The organism is Gilliamella sp. B2772 (genome assembly GCF_026536985.1).
Classification (GTDB): domain Bacteria; phylum Pseudomonadota; class Gammaproteobacteria; order Enterobacterales; family Orbaceae; genus Gilliamella; species Gilliamella apicola_E.
The window spans coordinates 34,645-55,355 of the sequence record NZ_JAFNNB010000003.1; the positions used below are offsets into that span (position 1 = coordinate 34,645).

Annotated in this window: 19 protein-coding genes; 13 read left to right on the forward strand and 6 right to left on the reverse strand. The window is 36.5% G+C overall.

The window, feature by feature from the left end; genetic code table 11:
- Positions 1-22 precede the first annotated feature (22 nt).
- The 4 genes from J3T98_RS07925 (at position 23) to J3T98_RS07940 (ending at position 2,936) form a co-directional block, all read left to right on the forward strand.
- Positions 23-883, forward strand: a complete 861-nt coding sequence (locus tag J3T98_RS07925) for a PTS system mannose/fructose/sorbose family transporter subunit IID (protein WP_065563815.1) — start codon at positions 23-25, stop codon at positions 881-883.
- A 27-nt stretch (positions 884-910) separates the two neighbouring features.
- On the forward strand, positions 911-1,408 hold the full coding sequence (locus J3T98_RS07930) for a PTS system mannose/fructose/N-acetylgalactosamine-transporter subunit IIB (RefSeq protein WP_267362572.1): 498 nt from the start codon (positions 911-913) through the stop codon (positions 1,406-1,408).
- A 16-nt stretch (positions 1,409-1,424) separates the two neighbouring features.
- A complete protein-coding gene (locus J3T98_RS07935) occupies positions 1,425-1,868 on the forward strand; it encodes a PTS sugar transporter subunit IIA (protein WP_267362573.1) in 444 nt (147 codons plus the stop codon).
- A 126-nt stretch (positions 1,869-1,994) separates the two neighbouring features.
- Positions 1,995-2,936, forward strand: a complete 942-nt coding sequence (locus tag J3T98_RS07940) for a hypothetical protein (RefSeq protein WP_267362575.1) — start codon at positions 1,995-1,997, stop codon at positions 2,934-2,936.
- Positions 2,937-3,008: 72 nt separating this feature from the next.
- Here J3T98_RS07940 and satP read toward each other — a convergent pair whose 3' ends face one another.
- A complete protein-coding gene (gene satP, locus J3T98_RS07945; protein ID WP_065733562.1) occupies positions 3,009-3,581 on the reverse strand; it encodes an acetate uptake transporter in 573 nt (190 codons plus the stop codon).
- 228 nt (positions 3,582-3,809) lie between these two features.
- Between satP and dnaK the strand changes: the two genes are divergently transcribed.
- Together dnaK and dnaJ are read left to right on the forward strand one after the other, a co-directional pair.
- The gene (gene dnaK / locus J3T98_RS07950) at positions 3,810-5,723 is read left to right on the forward strand and encodes a molecular chaperone DnaK (RefSeq protein ID WP_267331099.1); all 1,914 of its coding nucleotides are present in this window, start codon (positions 3,810-3,812) and stop codon (positions 5,721-5,723) included.
- A gap of 126 nt (positions 5,724-5,849) precedes the next feature.
- Complete coding sequence (gene dnaJ / locus J3T98_RS07955; RefSeq protein WP_065563809.1) at positions 5,850-6,986, forward strand: molecular chaperone DnaJ; 1,137 nt, start codon at positions 5,850-5,852, stop codon at positions 6,984-6,986.
- 200 nt (positions 6,987-7,186) lie between these two features.
- Here the strand turns inward: dnaJ and grcA are convergent, their stop codons facing one another.
- Positions 7,187-7,570: an autonomous glycyl radical cofactor GrcA gene (grcA, locus tag J3T98_RS07960; RefSeq protein WP_065563808.1), complete on the reverse strand. Its 384-nt coding sequence runs from the start codon at positions 7,568-7,570 to the stop codon at positions 7,187-7,189.
- Positions 7,571-7,737: 167 nt separating this feature from the next.
- Complete coding sequence (locus J3T98_RS07965) at positions 7,738-8,304, reverse strand: DJ-1/PfpI family protein (RefSeq protein ID WP_267362576.1); 567 nt, start codon at positions 8,302-8,304, stop codon at positions 7,738-7,740.
- Between the two features lie 242 nt (positions 8,305-8,546).
- Between J3T98_RS07965 and J3T98_RS07970 the strand changes: the two genes are divergently transcribed.
- The 7 genes from J3T98_RS07970 (at position 8,547) to J3T98_RS08000 (ending at position 17,040) form a co-directional block, all read left to right on the forward strand.
- A complete protein-coding gene (locus J3T98_RS07970) occupies positions 8,547-10,067 on the forward strand; it encodes an MFS transporter (RefSeq protein WP_267362578.1) in 1,521 nt (506 codons plus the stop codon).
- A 38-nt stretch (positions 10,068-10,105) separates the two neighbouring features.
- Positions 10,106-11,245 carry a glycoside hydrolase family 88/105 protein gene (locus J3T98_RS07975; RefSeq protein ID WP_065563806.1) on the forward strand — a complete coding sequence of 380 codons (1,140 nt, stop codon included), beginning with the start codon at positions 10,106-10,108 and terminating at the stop codon, positions 11,243-11,245.
- Positions 11,246-11,340: 95 nt separating this feature from the next.
- Positions 11,341-12,030, forward strand: a complete 690-nt coding sequence (gene ung / locus J3T98_RS07980; RefSeq protein WP_267362580.1) for a uracil-DNA glycosylase — start codon at positions 11,341-11,343, stop codon at positions 12,028-12,030.
- On the forward strand, positions 12,027-13,025 hold the full coding sequence (gntR, locus tag J3T98_RS07985) for a gluconate operon transcriptional repressor GntR (protein ID WP_267357775.1): 999 nt from the start codon (positions 12,027-12,029) through the stop codon (positions 13,023-13,025). The genes ung and gntR overlap by 4 nt, the downstream gene beginning before the upstream one ends.
- Positions 13,026-13,174: 149 nt before the next feature.
- Positions 13,175-13,801: a uracil phosphoribosyltransferase gene (upp, locus tag J3T98_RS07990; RefSeq protein WP_065563803.1), complete on the forward strand. Its 627-nt coding sequence runs from the start codon at positions 13,175-13,177 to the stop codon at positions 13,799-13,801.
- Positions 13,802-13,917: 116 nt separating this feature from the next.
- A complete protein-coding gene (locus J3T98_RS07995; protein WP_416380635.1) occupies positions 13,918-15,144 on the forward strand; it encodes a uracil-xanthine permease family protein in 1,227 nt (408 codons plus the stop codon).
- Between the two features lie 642 nt (positions 15,145-15,786).
- Positions 15,787-17,040, forward strand: coding sequence for a hypothetical protein (locus tag J3T98_RS08000; protein WP_267362582.1), 1,254 nt, complete (start codon positions 15,787-15,789; stop codon positions 17,038-17,040).
- 167 nt (positions 17,041-17,207) lie between these two features.
- Here J3T98_RS08000 and lysS read toward each other — a convergent pair whose 3' ends face one another.
- The 3 genes from lysS to J3T98_RS08015 all read right to left on the reverse strand — a co-directional run bounded on the left by lysS (position 17,208) and on the right by J3T98_RS08015 (position 20,639).
- The gene (gene lysS / locus J3T98_RS08005; RefSeq protein ID WP_065733572.1) at positions 17,208-18,722 is read right to left on the reverse strand and encodes a lysine--tRNA ligase; all 1,515 of its coding nucleotides are present in this window, start codon (positions 18,720-18,722) and stop codon (positions 17,208-17,210) included.
- A 25-nt stretch (positions 18,723-18,747) separates the two neighbouring features.
- Positions 18,748-19,846, reverse strand: a protein-coding gene (gene prfB, locus J3T98_RS08010) for a peptide chain release factor 2 (protein WP_141677433.1) whose coding sequence is annotated in 2 segments (ribosomal slippage) — positions 18,748-19,770 and positions 19,772-19,846 — 1,098 coding nt in all. Because the reading frame shifts where the segments join, the coding sequence is not laid out codon by codon here.
- 166 nt (positions 19,847-20,012) lie between these two features.
- Complete coding sequence (locus J3T98_RS08015) at positions 20,013-20,639, reverse strand: Fe-Mn family superoxide dismutase (RefSeq protein WP_065563798.1); 627 nt, start codon at positions 20,637-20,639, stop codon at positions 20,013-20,015.
- Between the last annotated feature and the right edge of the window lie 72 nt (positions 20,640-20,711).

The following is a 20,711-nucleotide window of genomic DNA, read 5'->3' on the forward strand; positions in this document are numbered from 1 at the left end:
AAATTAAAAAGAGGAATTTATAATGACTGAAATCGTACAAGAAAGTATTGATCTCAAACCAGAAGCAATAACTAAAAAAGATATCACTATTGCATGGTTACGTTGGTATTATGCAAATGAAATCCCACACTCATTTGACCGCTATCTAGCCGCTTCTTTAATGTGGGGATTGATGCCAATTCTCAAAAAATTATATAAATCAAAAAGTGAGCTTTCAGCAGCTTATCAAAGACACTTATTGTTCTTTAACACTCAATTAACCTGGGGTGGCGGAACAATTTCAGGAATTATGGCGTCACTAGAAGCTGTAAGAGCAGATGAAGTTTATCAAAAGAAACCGATCAGCATTGATAACGACGTTCTCTATAATACAAAAGCTGGTTTAATGGGGGCTTTAGCCGGAATAGGTGACGCAATCGACTCTGGAACAGTGCAATATATCTTTATTGCAATTGCGCTTCCTTGGGCTCAAGAAGGCCTAGCAATTGGTGCTTTATTTCCTTTCATTGCATTTGTTATCTATCAACTTTTTGTTGGGTACTATTTTGCTCAGTTAGGATTCAAATTGGGTAGAAATGCAGCTACTGAAGTGGTTGGTAATAAAATGCAAATGGTCATTGAGGGCTTATCCATTCTAGGTCTATTCATGATGGGTATTTTAGCTGCTAACTACATAAAAGTATCATCAAGTTTGAAATTCAATTTATCCGGTAAAGAATTTGTCATCCAAGATACGTTGGATAAAATCCTACCGGGTGTATTGCCTCTTATGGTCGTGATGGGATTATATTTCTATTTTTCTAAGAAAGGGTTAAAAGTAACTCAAGCATTAGTTGGATTAACAATAATACTTGGTGTATTAGCAGCCATTGGAATTTTATAAAATTAAAAAAAATATAGAGGTTAAATTATGGGAAAAGTAGTGTTAGCGCGTGTAGATAGCCGCCTTATTCATGGTCAAGTTGCAACTAATGTCTCTAAAGCAGCTGGAGCAAATGCGTTATTTGTAGCCGATGATTACTCAGCAAATGATGAATTTACTAAAAATATTATATTAGGTGCTGGGGCAAGTACAGGACACAAAATAAGAGTATTAAAAGAAGATGGCGCGGTAAGATATTGGAATGATCGCCAGTATGATGATTTTAATGTTATTTTGATAACAAAAAATATAGAAGTTATATATAAAATCATTAAAGCGGGTGTGCCAATAACTAATCTTAATATTGGAGGTTTACCGCTAGTACCTGGAGCAACTTCAATAATTAAAGAAGTATCGATTAATAAAGAACAACTTGATTTACTAATCGATTTACAAAACAGCTTCCCTAATATGGATATCTATTTTCAAGCGACGCCTTCGTTGAAAAAAGTCACATTAAACGAAGCGATTAAGATGTTTGAATAATATAGGTATCGAAAATATGATAGGTGTTTTATTAGTTAGTCATGGCAAAATGGCTGAAGGGATTAAAGATAGTGTATCAATGATTGTTGGAGAACAAGATAAATTTGAATCGCTATCACTCAATCCAGGACAAGATATTGAACAATTAAAAGATAATTTATTTGATTGTTCAAAATCTCTAGACTCAGGGCAAGGTGTCTTAATTTTTGTTGATTTATTGGGTGCCTCGCCTTATAACGCATCAATGCGATGTTTGCCAGAATGGGAAAAATTAGGTATGAATGTCCGCGTCATTACCGGTATGAATTTGCCAATGGTAATTAATGCTGTATGTAATAGAGATTCATTACCACTACTTGATTTGGCAAAAGAGTGTGTTGAAACTGGACATGAGAATATCCAAGAAGCGATTGGCAATATGGCTAATTTTTCCAAATCTCAAAATGAAGATGATTATTGATTAAACTAACATCTTCTATAGATAATATTATTTGATAATTATTATTTTAATATTATCTATTTGTTTCGCTGTTAGTGTGACTAATATCGCACTAACAGTTCTTCTAAATTTAAATAATTATTAAAAATGGATAAATTTAAAGACCTTGTACTAAGATACTGTGTCATTTTTGGCAAAAGATTTACGTCTAAAGAAAAAATCACTTTTTTAAGAGTGATATCTAAAGAACTTACTCAATTGGGCTATATAGTTGATGCTAAATTAGCAAAATTAAAGTTAGCAACAAGACGGTATGAAAATTATTACAACGCTTATATTGGTAATTTAGATCAAGCTGAATTAATCATTTGTACCTATTATGATACTGGTATTAAAAATTTTAATTTTAATAAAAAATATGCATTCACGCCTCACTTTAGTAAATTAGGCTATTTTATAAGTATTTCGCCAATTATTTTCTTATTCATCACCTCATTGGTATTAAATTACTGGGTGTTCATACCAAAAATTCAGTCGCAGGGTTTTTTTAGTATTCCCGGCATATCGTCTATTGTTTCGACTATTTTATTATTTTTTATTATTTTGAAATACAAAAGTGGCATTCCGAATCAAAAGAATTTTGTTTGTAACTCTTCAAGTATTATTACAATTATCAATTTAATTAATAAATTAGATAAAAAAGAAAAGAAGAAGATTGCTTTTGTTTTATATGATGATGGTAATAATGGACAATATGGCCTAAAGATGCTGGAAAGCTATGCAAAACAATTGAAAAATAAAAAATTCATATTTATTGATAGCATTGGAAATGGTGATGAATTGATTTATTTAAAACCTGAAGGGTCAAACATTCATTTAGAAAATATTGTTTTTAAACAAGGAACAATGGACATTCAATTTCCAAATTACATTATGATGACATCGGGAACAATGGATAACAGTGGTAAAATTATGATAAATAACGCTTTTAGCTCAAAAGATAATAATTTATCTGAAGAAACAATAAATAAACATACCCAGTCTCTTTTAAATGTATGTAAATCATTGATAAATTCAAATAAAAATTAAAAGCTAGATTTTTTATTTTCCTTTTCAAAAAAATCACATCTACCAATTTTGTTAGTAGATGTGATGTTCTTATCAATGCTGAGATTTTGCACCAACTGGTAAAATTGTACGTCCATATTGTTCATTTAGCACTTCAGCCATCGCTAAATAAATAGCACTGGCACCGCAAATAATACCCTCAAAACCGGCAATATGAATGATGTCATGGTTACCACAAATGTTACCAATTGCTAATAAAGCAAATAAAACAGTTAAACTTGCAAAAACAAATTGTAATACTCGATTACCTTTTAAAGTACCGATAAACATAAATGCGGTAAAAATTCCCCATAATGCCAGGAAGATACCCACAAAAGTTGCATCAGTTGGTGCTGTTGCTGGTGATGTCGGTAAATACCAAATACCAACAAGAGCGATCCAAAAGAAACCATATGAAGTAAACGCTGTAGTACCAAAAGTATTACCTTTACGAAATTCTAAAATTCCAGCGATCACCTGTGCCAGTCCTCCATAAAAAATACCCATTGACACAATGGCCGTCATGACAGGAAAAAAACCTGCGTTATGAATATTTAATAAAATTGTAGTCATACCAAAACCCATTAAGCCGAGAGGACCAGGGTTTGCTAATTTAGTTTGTTCCATAAAGATCCTATAAAGTAATTCTTATAATAAAAAAGGCGGCAATAATAAGTGTAGAGAGCTCTATAATCAAGATTTAAGAAAAAATAATTTATTTTGCCCCTTGATATTAAAAATATTGTTCCCATTTATGTGAAAACAATTACATATCTTTGTCAAAATAAAGACTTGAAATTAAATATTTAAGACTTATATACAAAGAATAAAATACAGGTTTGAGGAGAAACGATTATGGGTAAAATTATTGGTATCGACTTAGGTACAACAAATTCATGTGTTGCAGTAATGGATAACGGCCAAGCAAAAGTATTAGAAAATGCCGAGGGTGATCGCACAACCCCATCGATTATTGCTTACACACAAGATGGCGAAATTCTAGTTGGTCAACCAGCTAAACGCCAAGCAGTAACCAATCCACAAAATACATTATTTGCGATTAAACGTTTAATCGGTCGTCGTTATGAAGACGCTGAAGTACAACGTGATGTTGGCATCATGCCATATAAAATTGTTAAAGCAGACAATGGCGATGCATGGGTTGATGTTAAAGGCCAAAAAATTGCTCCACCACAAATTTCTGCTGAAGTATTGAAGAAAATGAAAAAAACAGCAGAAGATTATCTTGGTGAGCCAGTAACTGAAGCAGTAATTACTGTTCCTGCTTATTTTAATGACGCACAACGTCAAGCAACTAAAGATGCTGGTCGTATTGCTGGTTTAGATGTTAAACGTATTATCAACGAACCAACAGCAGCAGCATTAGCGTATGGTTTAGATAAAGATGTCGGTAACCGCACCATTGCAGTTTATGACCTTGGTGGTGGTACATTTGATATCTCAATTATCGAAATTGATGATGTTGATGGTGAAAAAACATTCGAAGTATTAGCAACTAATGGTGATACTCACTTAGGTGGTGAAGACTTTGACTCTCGTTTAATTAACTATTTAGTTGATGAATTTAAACGTGAACAAGGATTCGATCTTAAAAATGATCCACTTGCAATGCAACGTTTAAAAGAAGCAGCTGAAAAAGCGAAAATTGAATTATCATCAGCACAACAAACTGATATTAACTTACCATATATCACTGCTGATGCAACTGGACCAAAACACTTAAATATCAAAGTGACTCGCGCTAAACTTGAATCATTAGTTGAAGATTTAGTTAAACGCTCAATGGAACCAGTTAAAACAGCATTAAAAGATGCAGGTCTTACTGTTTCTGATATTAAAGATGTGATTTTAGTTGGTGGTCAAACACGTATGCCAATGGTACAAAAAGCCGTTGCAGACTTCTTTGGCAAAGAACCACGTAAAGACGTTAACCCTGACGAAGCAGTAGCAGTAGGTGCTGCGGTACAAGGTGGTGTATTAGGTGGTGATGTTAAAGATGTATTATTACTTGACGTAACACCATTATCATTAGGTATTGAAACAATGGGTGGTGTAATGACTACCTTGATTGAGAAAAACACAACTATTCCAACTAAACATAGTCAAGTGTTCTCAACTGCTGAAGATAATCAATCTGCGGTAACCATTCATGTGTTACAAGGTGAACGTAAACGTGCAAGTGATAACAAATCATTAGGTCAATTTAACCTTGATGGAATTCAAGCTGCACCACGCGGTATGCCACAAATTGAAGTAACATTTGATATCGATGCTGATGGTATATTGCATGTATCAGCAAAAGATAAAAATACTGGTCGTGAACAAAACATTACCATTAAAGCTTCTTCAGGATTAAGTGAAGAAGAGATCCAAAAAATGGTAAATGATGCAGAAGCAAATGCTGATGCTGACCGTAAATTTGAAGAATTAGCTCAAATTCGTAACCAAGCTGATCATCTTGTTCACTCAACTCGTAAACAAGTGACTGAAGCTGGCGATCAATTATCAGCTGATGACAAAACCGCTATCGAAAGCGCCGTGAGTGATTTAGAAAATGCTGCACGCGGTGAAGATAAAGCAGAAATCGAAGCTAAAATTAATGCATTAATGGAAGCTTCAAAAAAATTACTTGAGTTAGCTCAACAACAAGCTCAAGCTGATCAATCTGCAAGCCAAGCAAATAGCGCAAACTCTGCTGATGATGTAGTTGATGCGGACTTCAAAGAAGTTGATGATGAGAAAAAATAAGCATTAACTAATATGTTTTTTAATGAGTTATTTCAACGAGTTTTAAACATGTAAAACATTAAACGGGCGCGAGGTAACTCAAGCCCGTTTAGTTGTTTATATAATGATTAAAGTTAAAGGTTAATTATGGCGAAGAAAGATTATTATGAAACATTAGGCGTAAGTAAAAGTGCTACTGAAGCTGAGATAAAAAAAGCCTACAAACGCCTAGCCATGAAATATCATCCGGATAAAAATCAGGATAATAAAGCAGAAGCTGAAGCGAAATTCAAAGAAGTCAAAGAAGCTTATGAAATCTTAACCGATCCACAAAAGAAAGCCGCTTATGATCAGTATGGACATGCTGCTTTTGAACAAGGTCAAGGTGGTGCTGGAGGCGGTGGCTTCGGCGGATTTGGTGGTTTTGGTGGAGGTTCTGCATTTGATGATATCTTCAGTGATTTCTTCGGTGGTGGACGAGGACGAGGTCAAACCGCGTCACGAGGCGATGATTTACAATACAACATCTCATTAACGCTAGAAGAAGCAGCAAGTGGCGTAAGTAAAGAGATAAAAGTACCAACATGGGTAACTTGTGATGTATGTCATGGACAAGGAACAGAAAAATCATCTGATGTCGTAACGTGTGATACATGTCATGGCGCTGGTGTTGTACAAATGCGACAAGGCTTCTTTGCTGTACAGCAAGAGTGTCCAACCTGTCACGGTCGTGGAAAAATCGTTAAAAATCCATGTAAAAAATGTCATGGTGAAGGACGTATTCAGAAAACGAAAACACTATCTGTTACCATCCCTGCTGGCGTGGATACCGGAAACCGTATTCGACTTTCAGGCGAGGGTGAAGCGGGACTTAATGGCGCCCCAGCTGGAGATTTATACGTTCAGGTACAAGTAAAACCACATGCAATCTTTGAACGTGATGGTACAAACTTACATTGTGAAATTCCAATTAACATTGTTTTAGCATCACTTGGTGGTGAAGTTGAAGTACCAACACTAAATGGTAAAGTCAGCTTAACCATACCAGCTGAAACTCAAACAGGTAAAATGTTCAGATTGCGTGGAAAAGGAATTAAATCATTACGCGGTAGCGCAGTAGGTGATCTATACTGCCACGTAGTGGTTGAAACCCCAGTAAACTTAACTGGCAAACAAAAAGAGTTACTAAAAGAATTGGGTGAAAGTTTCAAAGCGGACAAAAACTCAAAACACAGCCCAAAAGAAAAAAGCTTTTTTGATAAAGTGAAAAAGTTTTTTGGATAAAATCAATTATCACTTAATAGCGAAGCAGGGTTTCCTACTTCGCTATTTTTTTGATACTCAAACAAGACTAAATGTATCTGTAAATATTAAATGTAAATTTGACCCGGCGCAGTAGTTAACTTGGGTGAAATAAAACCTAAATTAAAAGTTAAAAAAAACCCAGCATAAAGCTGGGCGAAACTTATTGTCAAATAAGAAACTTAGATTTTAGTTGTAAAAGTACGAGCAATAACATCGCGTTGTTGTTCAGCTGTTAACGAGTTAAAACGAACAGCATAACCAGAAACACGAATAGTTAATTGTGGATATTTTTCTGGATGTTGAACAGCGTCTTCTAAAGTCTCACGACGAAGAACGTTCACATTTAAGTGTTGACCACCTTCAACTTTAATTGTTGGTGCTACATCTAATGGAATTTCACGATATTCGATTTGACCAAGTTCAGCAGTTGGGACAACTTGATCTTCTTTATAAACTGATTTTGCAGCAACACAACGAGCTTCTTTTGTTGAATCATCTAATAACCAGAATGAGTTAAGTAGTGCTTTATTATCAGCTTTAGTAATTTGGATACCTGTAATCATTTTAAATCCTCCTAATGGATCTGGACGTTATTGTCCTAAACTATTGAGACTAATATAGCACTTTCAAAATTTGATTAAAATCAAAAAAAGCTATTAATCTGATAAGTTTTACCGTTGATTAGCTTTTTAACAATTAATAAGGTATAAACTTCAATTATATTGGGGGGTTAATAATTGATATAAATATGTTCGGCTTGAAAGTGAACTTCATCTTTATCTATTTTTAACGATTCTGCTAGTGTAAAAGCGAATTTAAATGCCATACCCAGCCCTTTACCACTCAAAAGATTTCCGTCACAGACAACATCTTGATCAACAAAGATCCCATCTTGAACATTTTTATATAAATCACCAGAACAGACATATTTCCGACCATTTAATAGCTTATTCTTACTCAAAACTTTTGCTGCTGCCGAGCAAATCGGGCAAATCCACTTATTTTCCTTATCGTGGCGTTTAATAAAATTAATCACATTGGGATTATTGCCTAAATTAACTGTGCCATCTGGCCCACCTGGTAAAATCACTGCATCGTATAGCGTTGTTTGTTTATCCTTAAGCAATGCATGAGCTCTCATCTCAATACCATGGTAACTTTTAACCTCAATATCATCTTGGCAGGCTAATAGATGAACGGCTATTTTTACTCGGCAAAGTGCGTTATAGATAATAATGGCTTCAGCTTCTTCAAAACCTTCAGCTAATAAAATGCCTACTTTTGGGATCTTCATCATAAATACTCATAATAATGATTGAAATTTGAATCATTGTTTCATAAATTTTTTTACCAAATAAAAATTATTTTATAAAAATAAGATATATGTGAACAAAATCACATCGACTTTCAAAATTTTGCCATTTTTATAAAAAGTTGGCATATATATTAAAGTTTAAGAAAAGCACCCACCATAGACTAGCTAAAGAATGTGAAAAGGATATTTATTTTTTGAAATAAGGAAAAATGAGTGGGGCAAATATGAAAAAGAGAGTGATAGGTTTAAAAAATTACTTAGCTTATGGCGCTGGTGATTTTTTAGGTGCGGGAACAACAGCATTGACTGCTGTGTGGTTATTATATTTTTATACAAATTTTTGTGGACTAACGCCTATCGAAGCCACATTTATTTTTGCGGCAGCAAGGGTTCTTGATGCAGTGATTAGCCCATTGATGGGTTATTTAACGGATAACTTTGGCCGAACTCGATTAGGTAAACGTTTTGGTCGTCGTAAATTCTTTATCTTACTTGGTATTCCACTCATATTTAGCTATAGCGTAATGTGGGCACCTGGTATGAATTATCTCTACTACTTAATCACCTACCTCTTCTTTGACATGGTCTACACCATGGTGCTGGTTCCATACGAAACATTAGTTCCTGAAATGACCGATGATTTTAAACAAAAAACCAAATTTTCCGGTGCACGAATTTCAATGGCACAATTATCGGCAATATTAGCCGGGTTCTTACCGGGGATTTTACTCAACTATTTTGGTAAAGATAATGCAATATCATTCTTCTATGCAAGTTTAGTCTTCTCAATCCTATGTTCTTTTGCCCTTTGCATGGTATACCTATTTACATGGGAAAGACCAAATGAACTAAAATCGAAAGAGGCTTTACAAGCAGAACAACTAGCTGCTTCATTATCCTTTAAAGAAAGTATCCGCCATTTGGTTATCGAATTATTATCCACCTTCAAAATAAAAATCTTCAGACAGCATTTAGGCATGTATCTTGGTGGATATATTGCTCAGGATGTATTTAACGCCGTCTTTACCTATTATGTAATTTTCGTTCTATTACAAGAGCCAACCGTTGCTTCAATGCTAATTGGAACCATGTCTATCACCCAATTTGTTGCTGTACTTTGTATGATGCCATTATGCATAAAATATGGTCCAGCGCCGGCATACCGAGCTGTCGTAACTATCTTTGGCTTAAGTTGCCTCTCTTATGGCATCATTTGGTATTACAACTTAAGCCACATTCACACTTTACTTGTTACCATCTCCGCAATAGCTGGATTAGGTCGAGGTGGTATCAACTACGTACCTTGGAATATCTACACTTATATTTCAGATGTTGATGAAATTATTACCGGCAAACGCCGAGAAGGTATTTTTGCCGGCGTAATGACATTTACCCGAAAAGCTTCACAAGCGGGAGCAGTAATGTTGATTGGTGTATGTTTACAATGGTCGGGCTTTGTGAGTGGCCAAAATCAGCAACCTGAACAAGTCTCGCTAACTATCTTATTCTTATTAGTGATTGGAACAATATTCGTTCTCTCATTAGGATTTTTCATTTCGTTAAAATTCAAATTAAATCTAACCACTCACAATATTTTAATCAATGAAATTAATAATATAAAAGGTATTGGAACAAGTTCTGAAAGACGAATTAGTGATGAAGGCAAACCGGTTGTAGAAATGTTAACTGGTATGCCGGTTTCCCAGCTCTGGGGAAATAACAATATAGGTTATAAAAATAAATAAAAAAAGAATTCAAATTTAATGATTAGTAGAGGTACAAAATGCAGATATTTCCTGTAAAACATAGCAAATTACTTTGTAAACCTGAATATATAATTTCACGTTCTGAATTAAAACAACTGATACATAAAATTATTAATAATCTAATTAATATCAAAGATGAAACCGGTGAATTTCTATTACGCTTAGATGATGGACGTGTAATAGACACTAAAGGTTGGAATGGCTGGGAATGGACTCATGGCATTGGACTTTATGGTATGTATCAATTTTATCAACAAACAGGCGACAAACCGACGCTCGACATTATTGACGACTGGTTTACACAGCGCTTATCAGAAGGAACACCAACCAAAAATGTGAATACGGTTTGTCCATTTCTAACGTTAGCCTATCGATATGAAGAAACCAAAAACCCTGTTTTTCTACCATATTTAGAACGTTGGGCTGACTGGGTAATGTATGAAATGCCAAGAACGAAATTTGGCGGTTTACAACATATTGTCTACAACAATGAAAATCACCAACAACTTTGGGATGACACGCTCATGATGAGTGTATTACCTATCGCCAAAATCGGTAAATTACTCAATAGACCAGAATATATACAAGAAGCCATTTACCAAATACTGATTCACATCCAATATCTAATGGATCGCCAAACTGGGCTTTGGTTTCATGGATGGACTTTTGACGGCAACCATAACTTTGCCAAAGCCAGATGGGCAAGGGGAAACAGCTGGTTAACCATCGTCATTCCGGAATTTATTGAACTACTTGATCTTGATCAAAATGATCCATTTCGAAAACTACTAATTGAAGTACTAAATGCCCAAATTCAGGCATTGGCTAAATACCAAAATGAAAATGGGTTATGGCACACAATCATCGATGATCCAGATTCCTACTTAGAAGCATCGGCAACCGCTGGATTTGCCTATGGTATTTTAAAATCGATAAGAAAACGTTATATCTCTGATGAATATACAGTAATGGCAGAAAAAGCAATTAAAGGAATATTAACAAACATAGATGACAACGGAACACTACTCAATGTTTCATTTGGCACTGCAATGGGCAGCGACTTAGCATATTACAAACAAATACCATTAACATCGATGCCATATGGTCAATCCATGGCAATTTTGTGTTTAACTGAATATTTAAGAGTGTTCATTTAATATCATCCAGCATTGATTAGCATTAGGTTTATTATTATTTTTAGGTATAATTATTATCAATGCAGTACCAGATAAAATAATAGTAAAGGTAAAATATGAGTAATCAATTAATCTGGAACGATGTTATTGGCTCTGAAAAAGAGAAGCCCTATTTTCAACATATAATGCAATTTGTTGCCACACAACGCGCTGAAGGTAAAACCATTTATCCTCCTCAGCGCGATGTGTTTAATGCATTTCGTTTCACTGAATTTAATAACATCAAAGTGGTAATCCTCGGGCAGGACCCTTATCATGGTCCAAACCAAGCTCATGGTTTATCCTTTTCTGTATTACCGGGAATCAAACCACCGCCATCACTACTCAACATCTATAAAGAACTCTCAACGGATATTGACGGATTTACTATTCCAAATCATGGTTACTTAGGTTACTGGGCAACTCAAGGCGTACTACTACTTAACAACGTATTAACGGTTGAAGCTGGACAGGCCCACTCTCATGCCAAAATAGGTTGGGAAACCTTTACCGATCATGTTATTGCTGCGATCGATAAACATTTGGAAGGCGTGGTATTTTTACTTTGGGGCTCGTCGGCTCAGAAAAAAGGTCAATTTATTGATCGGCAAAAACATCATGTATTAACCGCGGTACATCCATCGCCATTATCTGCACATCGTGGCTTTTTTGGATGTAAACACTTCTCAAAAGCAAATGCGATCATTACACAGCATGGTAAAACACCAATCGATTGGCAACCAAGATTACCGGAAAATAAACAATGAGTAAAAAACGTCGCCCTGGCTTACAAGAAATCGCCAACTTAATCGGCATCAGCAAAATGACAGTCAGTCGCTTTTTGCGAGATCCCAACCTAGTATCAGAATCACTCCGGTTAAAAATCTCATCGGCTATTGATAAATTAGGCTATATTCCAAATAAAGCGCCTGACATGCTATCTAACGCCAAAAGTTATGCTATTGGCGTGGTATTACCCTCATTAACTAACCAAGTATTTGCTGATATTTTAAAAGGTATCGAAATGGTTACTGATGTAAAAGGGTACCAAACCATGATCACCCACACTGGATACAGTGCGGATAAAGAAGAGCTACGGGTTCGATCATTACTCTCTTATAACATCGATGGACTAATATTAACAGAAAGAATACACAATCCGGCTACGCTCAAAATGATCGAAATATCTGGCGTACCAGTAGTTGAAATAATGGACAGTATCTCACCTTGCATAGATATGGCTGTTGGCTTTGATAACTTTACTGCCACCAAAAATATGATTCATCACATGATAGAGAAAGGGCGACGCAACATAGTCTACTTCAGTGCAAGGCAAGATCAGCGAAGCATCATACGTCAGCAAGGTTATGAAAAAGCCATGCAAGAGGCTGGATTAACGCCTAAAACATTAGCAACCAAAGAAGCCTCATCCTATGAACTAGGCGCAAGATTTTTACACCAAATACTAAAAGAGTACCCAAGTGTCGATGGTATATTTAGTACTAATGATGATTTGGCGCTAGGTGTGCTACTTGAATGTCAACGTATTGGTATTAAAATACCGAAACAAATAGCCATCGTTGGATTCCATGGTCATAAAATTGGTCAATATATGAATCCCAAGCTAGCCTCAATTCAAACACCAAGAATCGAAATGGGCAAAATTGCTGCTGAATTACTACTAAAGCGTATCAATGGCGAAAAAATAGACCAAAAAGTTATCGATTTACCAGTTGAATACCTCGAAGGTGAAAGTTTATAAAAAAATGACAAGCAAGTATTCACATCATCAATAATAATGCCTTTATTGGGATTTCGGGTTTTCATGATTTGATAACTCTGCTATAATTACCTCTCAGTGGTTATTTATACCTACTAATTAGATCATCGAAAAATAACACTGAGGCCCCCATGAAAATTGTTGAAGTAAAACACCCTCTAGTTCGCCATAAAATCGGCTTAATGCGTGAACACGATATTAGCACAAAAGATTTCCGAGACCTTGCTAGTGAAGTTGGTAGCTTATTAACTTATGAAGCGACAGCCAATTTACCGACTGAAAAAGTCACAATTCAAGGTTGGTGTGGACCTGTTGAAGTAGAACAAATCAAAGGTAAAAAAATCACCGTTGTGCCTATTTTACGTGCTGGTTTAGGAATGATGGATGGTGTCTTAGAACATATACCTAGTGCAAGAATTAGTGTTGTTGGTTTTTATCGTAATGAAGAAACGCTTGAACCAGTCCCTTATTTCCAAAAACTAACTTCTGATATTGAAGAACGAATGGCATTAGTCGTTGATCCAATGCTTGCTACCGGTGGTTCAATGGTTGCAACTATTGATCTGCTTAAAAAAGCAGGATGTAAAAATATCAAAGTACTTGTATTAGTTGCTGCGCCAGAAGGAATCAAAGTATTAGAACAAGCTCACCCAGATGTAGAACTTTATACCGCATCAATCGATGAACGGTTGAATGAAAAGGGCTACATTTTACCAGGACTTGGTGACGCCGGAGACAAAATATTCGGCACTAAATAAAATCTCAAATTTTAGACCGGTTTTAACCGGTTTTTTTATGCCTACTATTTGATTATAAATAGATATGATTAACATTAAGTGGAATAAGAGAGGACAATGTGTCTAAAACTACCAATATCAATAATGATGCATCACAACATTCGTGGCAAGATATTTTTACCGGCGCTCAAATGCTATTTGTTGCATTTGGTGCATTAGTACTTGTGCCATTATTAACCGGATTAAATACCAATGTTGCTTTATTCACAGCAGGATTGGGCACACTATTATTTCAACTCACCACCAAAGGAAAAGTCCCGGTATTTTTAGCATCATCCTTTGCTTTTATTGCACCGATCTCTTTTGGCGTTGCACAGTGGGGAATTCCTGCAACATTGGGTGGACTTGTTGCAGCCGGTTTTGTGTTTATGTTTTTTGCCTTTTTGGTCAAAATTAACGGAAAGCACGTAATTGATCGCATTTTACCGCCAGTGGTTACTGGACCGATCATAATGGTTATCGGTCTATCACTTGCACCGGTAGCCGTCAAAATGGCAATGGGAACCGACAGTGGAATACCCGCCGAAAACTATCAATTAATTTTGATCTCAATGGCGTCACTATTAACCACCTTAATTGTAGCAATTTGGGCCAAAGGCTTTTTTAGATTAGTCCCGATCATTGCAGGTATTGTTGTGGGATACGCATTGTCTTGCATAATGGGCATAGTCAATTTTCAACCCATTATTGATGCGCCATGGTTTAAAGTACCAGATTTCACCTTTCCAGAGTTTCACTGGCAAGCTATCTTATATATGATCCCAATTGTAATTGCACCGACGATCGAGCATGTTGGTGATATTATGGCGATCAGCGCCGTAACCGGAAAAGATTATACCCGAGATCCGGGCTTACAAAGAACATTGCTTGGTGATGGATTAGCAACCTCAAGTGCAGGCTTCTTTGGTGGTCCACCTTGTATTACTTATGCCGAAGTTATTGGTGCGGTCACATTAACCCGTAACTTCAAAACACGAGTAATGACTTGGGCGGCAATTTGGGCGATTTTCATGTCATTTGTTGGAAAGATCGGCGCTTTTTTAAGTACGATCCCAACAGTTGTTATGGGTGGAATTATGGTGCTTTTATTCGGATCGATTGCATCAGTCGGTATTAATATATTGATCAAACATAAAGTCGATCTTTCTATATCACGCAATATGTGTATTGTTTCATTAGTATTAGTTTTTGGGATCGGCGGAATGATCTTTGATTTTGGATCTTATGCACTACAAGGCATTAGCTTATGTGGAATTTTAGCGATTTTATTAAATTTAATCTTACCTAAAAAATCAGCTGACTAATAAATAGCTGTTAATCATCAAATTGATTAACGGCTAAAAAAATTACTGATTTTTACAAAAAAAGTGAGGAGTGGGGTTTTTGGCATTTCCCCCCCTAAAATCAATAAATTGAAAAAAATTCCAAAAAAATAAAATTTTTCTAGAATTAAAAATTATGGTTTTTAAGGATTTGTAAATTTGATATTTATCAATTAAAACATAATTTAATTAACAATTGTTTAGTTCTTTTTCTGAAGAGCTTTACAAAGATTAACGATATAAAATGAAAAATTTATTGCGCCATATTTTTCCAGTTATTATACTCTCGAATCATTTTAGCTGAGTAGCTAAAATTCAACCAATAAATATAAATTAGTAAATAAATCAAATGTTTACTTGACAGGATAGTCGAATATGTATTACAATTTGCAAAAGCCTAGGGCAACCTATAATTTAAATTTGCCTAAATTAAACTCTCAGTCTTTTTTTTTTCACTCTAGCTTATTAATCGACGAAAATTTAAGATCACGCATTAGATCGTCACGCGGATTATCATTCCGAACATCTCTCGGACCTAAATTATGCCGACAGATCTTTTTACCGCTTGGATTGTTACTAATACCTTTTTATTCTAGCCATGCATTAACCTCTCAAACCTCAAATATGATTCAGGGCAATGCGCCTTATTTAACTTTTGATGGTGGTAAGACTCGTGCTCTTAATATTGAAGCTTTGCTCGGTATTACACTATCTAACGGAAAGCAGTACACGCCTACAACTAATACTTCATCATCTTCAAAACCCATTGAGTTACCGGTTGCAGGTCAAAGTTTTACTGATATAGATATGATCGTTCCAACAAATGTAGATTCAATCACTTTAAAAACGCTTATTGGTTCGCCCAATAATTATTGGTGGGATGATGACGGTGATGGTGAGATTAATGTTAATGGTTTTTTAGAGTTATCTCTCCTTGATGAAAGAAATAGAACAGTATCACGTAATACAGTGTTAAGACCTTGTAAAGCGCCTTATGAGGTTATATTAACTAGTACAAATGGTACATTAACAACGCGTTATGGTATTCCAAATAGTAGTGATTTCAATCCTAGTCGGGTCACTTATTTTGTCAAACCTAAGGGGCAGGAAATTTGTTTTGCCAGTCCAAATCTATCTTTCGAAGGCAATGGAGGTGTAAAAGCGGGTCCACCTGAAATTTTTGATCCATCTCTTGGTTTTTTGCCTCAGTCAACTGACTCATATGATAAGAACTTTCCGACTACAGCTGCTAACAACATGTACTTTGATTTAAGCATTGCAGGTAATAAACAAGCATTGTCTTGGTCTCCTGTCTCGCGTGGTGGTATCACGGCGACTATGACCAATTCTACAGCGACAGGCGTACGGGTTACCTTAACTGGCCCTGTTGCAACTGAATCTCAATGGAATTCCAGCAATCCTGGTCCTATTACTATGCCTACTTTGCCCCAGACCTTCGAGTTAGTTGGTCGAGATAGTAGTGGTAACGCTATCGTTAAATATGGATTTACGTTAAAACAATGGTTTGTCAACCGAGGTAAAACTTATTACAGTTATCCTAGCATGGAATCCTGGTGTAACAGTATTGGTTATCGCTTGCCTAAAGTTAAGGATTTAACTAATGCAAAACGTTATGAAATTACTGGAGGTACACCTTCATCATCAGGTGATTATTATATGCGTACAATTGGTGCAGGCTTGCTTGCGGAGTGGGGTAATATAGGCAAATATAATCGAGCCAACTTTGACGCCGTCCGATGGTACTGGACCAGTGATATAAAAGGTTTAAGCCGGTTCGTTGTTTTTCCTCAAGATGGTCATGTACATTGGGCTGAGCCCTCGTATGATAAATCGGTAGGGCTTTGCACTTTGCCTTAGCATGGTCTTACAATAAAAGCAATTTTGTGGGCATAGTCCACATAAACCCCCACCTTGGTGGGTTTATTTTTGTCTTTTTTATAGCAAAAAAAGTTGAGGACCGGGGTTTTTGATATAAAAAAACTCACTTATTGGTGAATAAGTGAGTTTGATTAACTTTGTCGAAACTATTTAACTGGGCGCATTGTTGGGAATAAAATGACGTCCCGGATGGTATGGCTATTGGTAAATAGCATTACGGTTCGGTCAATCCCAATTCCTAGCCCTGCTGTTGGCGGTAAGCCATGTTCTAATGCAGTGATGTAATCTTCATCATAAAACATTGCTTCATCATCACCCGCGTCTTTTTGTGATACTTGGTCGGCAAAACGTTGTGCTTGGTCTTCGGCATCATTAAGTTCTGAGAAGCCGTTACCAATTTCACGTCCACCAATAAAGAATTCAAAGCGGTCTGTTACAAATGGGTTTTCATCGTTTCGACGAGCAAGTGGTGAGACTTCTGCCGGGTATTCGGTGATAAATGTTGGTTGAATGAGGTTAGCTTCAGCCACTTCTTCAAATATTTCAGTTACCACTCGACCAAGTCCCCAGCCTTTTTCCACTTTGATTCCCACTGCTTTTGCAATGGCACAAGCTTTGTCAAAATCATCTAAATCAGCATTGTTGGTTTCTGGGCGATAATGGCAGATTGCTTCACGCATGGTCATTTTGATAAATGGTTTGCCGAAATCAAAAGTGTGTTCGCCATATTGCACTACTGCATTCCCGGTCACGGCAATGGCTAAACGACGGAATAACGCTTCAGTTAATACAATCAAATCTTTATAATCAGCATAAGCCATATACATTTCCATCATGGTGAATTCAGGATTATGTCTTGGCGATACCCCTTCGTTTCGGAAATTGCGGTTGATTTCAAATACACGCTCAAATCCACCTACCACTAGACGTTTTAAGTAAAGTTCTGGCGCAATTCGTAAATACATGTCTAGATCAAGCGCATTATGGTGCGTAATAAATGGTTTGGCTGATGCACCACCTGGGATGACTTGCATCATTGGGGTTTCAACTTCCATAAAGTGGTTTTCTAACATGAAGTTACGGATTTCAGTTACCACTTTTGAGCGCGCAATAAAGGTGTCACGTGATTGTTGATTAGTAATTAAATCAAGGTAACGTTGACGATAGCGCATTTCTTGATCTGCTAAGCCGTGGAATTTATCGGGTAATGGGCGTAATGCTTTTGTTAGTAGGCGGATTTCTTCACAGTGGATTGATAGTTCGCCTGTTTTGGTTTTGAATAAGTAGCCTTTAGCACCAACGATGTCACCAAGATCCCATTTTTTGAATTGTTCGTTGTAGTAGTTTTCGGGTAGATCATCACGAGTGACATAGAGTTGGATTTGCCCTGCAACATCTTGTAATGATACAAATGAGGCTTTACCCATAATACGGCGCATCATCATTCGACCCGCAACGGTTACAATAATTTTGTTTTCAATTAACTCTTCGTTAGTTTTTTCATCATACAATTTATGAAGATCGCTTGAAATTGCGTCACGACGGAAATCATTCGGGAAAGCAATGCCTTGTTCGCGAATTGCAGCTAGCTTTTCACGACGTATTGTAAGCTCGTTATTTAACTCTTCAATATGGTTTTGTTGCTCTTGCTGTGTTGACATAATTTTACCTTTTATTTATCACCAGTTATAAACCGGCTTTTAAGCTTTCTTCAATAAATTGATCTAAATCGCCGTCTAATACGGCTTGAGTATTGCGTGTTTCAACGCCGGTGCGTAAGTCTTTGATTCGTGAATCATCAAGTACATACGAACGAATTTGGCTGCCCCAACCAATGTCGGATTTGTTTTCTTCCATTTGTTGTTTTTCGGCATTCTTTTTGTGCATTTCAAGCTCATACAGTTTTGCTTTTAACTGTTTCATGGCCTGATCTTTATTGCTATGTTGCGAGCGGTTATTTTGACATTGTGTCACAATTCCGGTTGGTACGTGGGTAATACGTACAGCAGATTCGGTTTTATTGACATGCTGACCACCCGCACCCGATGCCCGATAAACGTCGATACGTAGATCGGCTGGATTGATGTCGATATCAATATTGTCATCAACCTCTGGATAGACAAATACCGATGCAAATGAGGTATGACGGCGGTTTCCTGAGTCAAATGGGCTTTTTCGTACTAAGCGGTGCACACCGGTTTCAGTGCGTAACCAGCCATAAGCATAATCGCCGGTTACTTTGATTGTGGCTGATTTTATGCCAGCTACATCGCCGTCTGATACTTCCATCACTTCAGTTGTAAAACCTTTCGATTCAGCCCAGCGTAAATACATTCGCAATAACATTTCAGCCCAATCTTGAGCTTCAGTACCCCCTGAGCCTGATTGGATATCTAAGTAACAGTCAGCACTGTCATAATCACCCGAGAACATTCGGCGAAATTCAAGACCGGCTAGCTTTTTTTCGAGTTGTTCAACTTCTTGATTGGCTTCGTCAAAAGTGTCTTGATCTTCTGCTTCAATAGCAAGTTCAAGTAGACCTTCGACGTCGTCCAGACCTTGTTCTAAAGTATTGATGGTATTGATGATCTCTTCTAGCGCAACGCGTTCTTTGCCTAATGCTTGTGCCTTTTCTGGATCGGCCCAAACTTCGGATTGTTCTAGTTCGGCATTGACTTCCTCTAGACGCTCTTTTTTGAGGTCATAGTCAAAGATACCCCCGAATGACATTCGTTCGTTCGGTTAATTCGGTTATTTTTGATTTGATAGGATTAATTTCAAACATGTTTTGCTATTTTTGCTGTTTTTAACTAATCGTACATTGTAACGGATTTAAGTATAACTTAGCAATGACTTTGCTTTCGCGATTTGAGTAAATGCGATCGTTTAACGCTATGGTAAAAAATAAAAATGACGCATAAAGCGTCATTTTTTAGGTTTATTTGAGATGATTATTTTTTGGCTGCTGCATATAATTGAGCGACTTTGTCCCAATTGATGACATTCCAAAATGCACCAATGTAATCCGCACGGCGGTTTTGGTATTTTAAGTAGTAAGCATGTTCCCAAACATCAAGCGCTAGAATTGGTGTGCCTGACACGCCGGCAAATTTTTCGCCCATAATTGGGGTATCTTGATTCGCGGTTGACACGACTTCAAGTTTGTCATTTTTCAATACTAACCACGCCCAACCTGAACCAAAACGGGTTGCAGCCGCTGCTGAGAATTTTTCTTTAAACGCATCAACCGAACCAAAATCTTTTTCTATTGCCGCTTTAAGTTCACCCTTAAGCTCGGTTCCAATTTTTAGCAGTTCCCAAAATAGGGTGTGATTAACGTGACCACCGACATTGTTTTTAATTCCAGTCAATTTGTCTGCTGGTACTTTGTCTAAATTTTTTAATAATGTTTCTGGACAAAAATCGTTTAATTCAGCAGGTAGGGTTTCTAATAATGCGTTGGCATTGTTTACGTAAGTTTGATGATGTTTATCATGGTGTAGATGCATTGTTTCAGTATCAATATAAGGTTCTAAAGCATCATAAGCATAAGGTAGAGGGGGTAGTGTGTAAGCCATGGAATCGCTCCTTTCATCTAATCGGAATTATTAACTACATTATTTTATGAGTATACGAACTATCAATATATC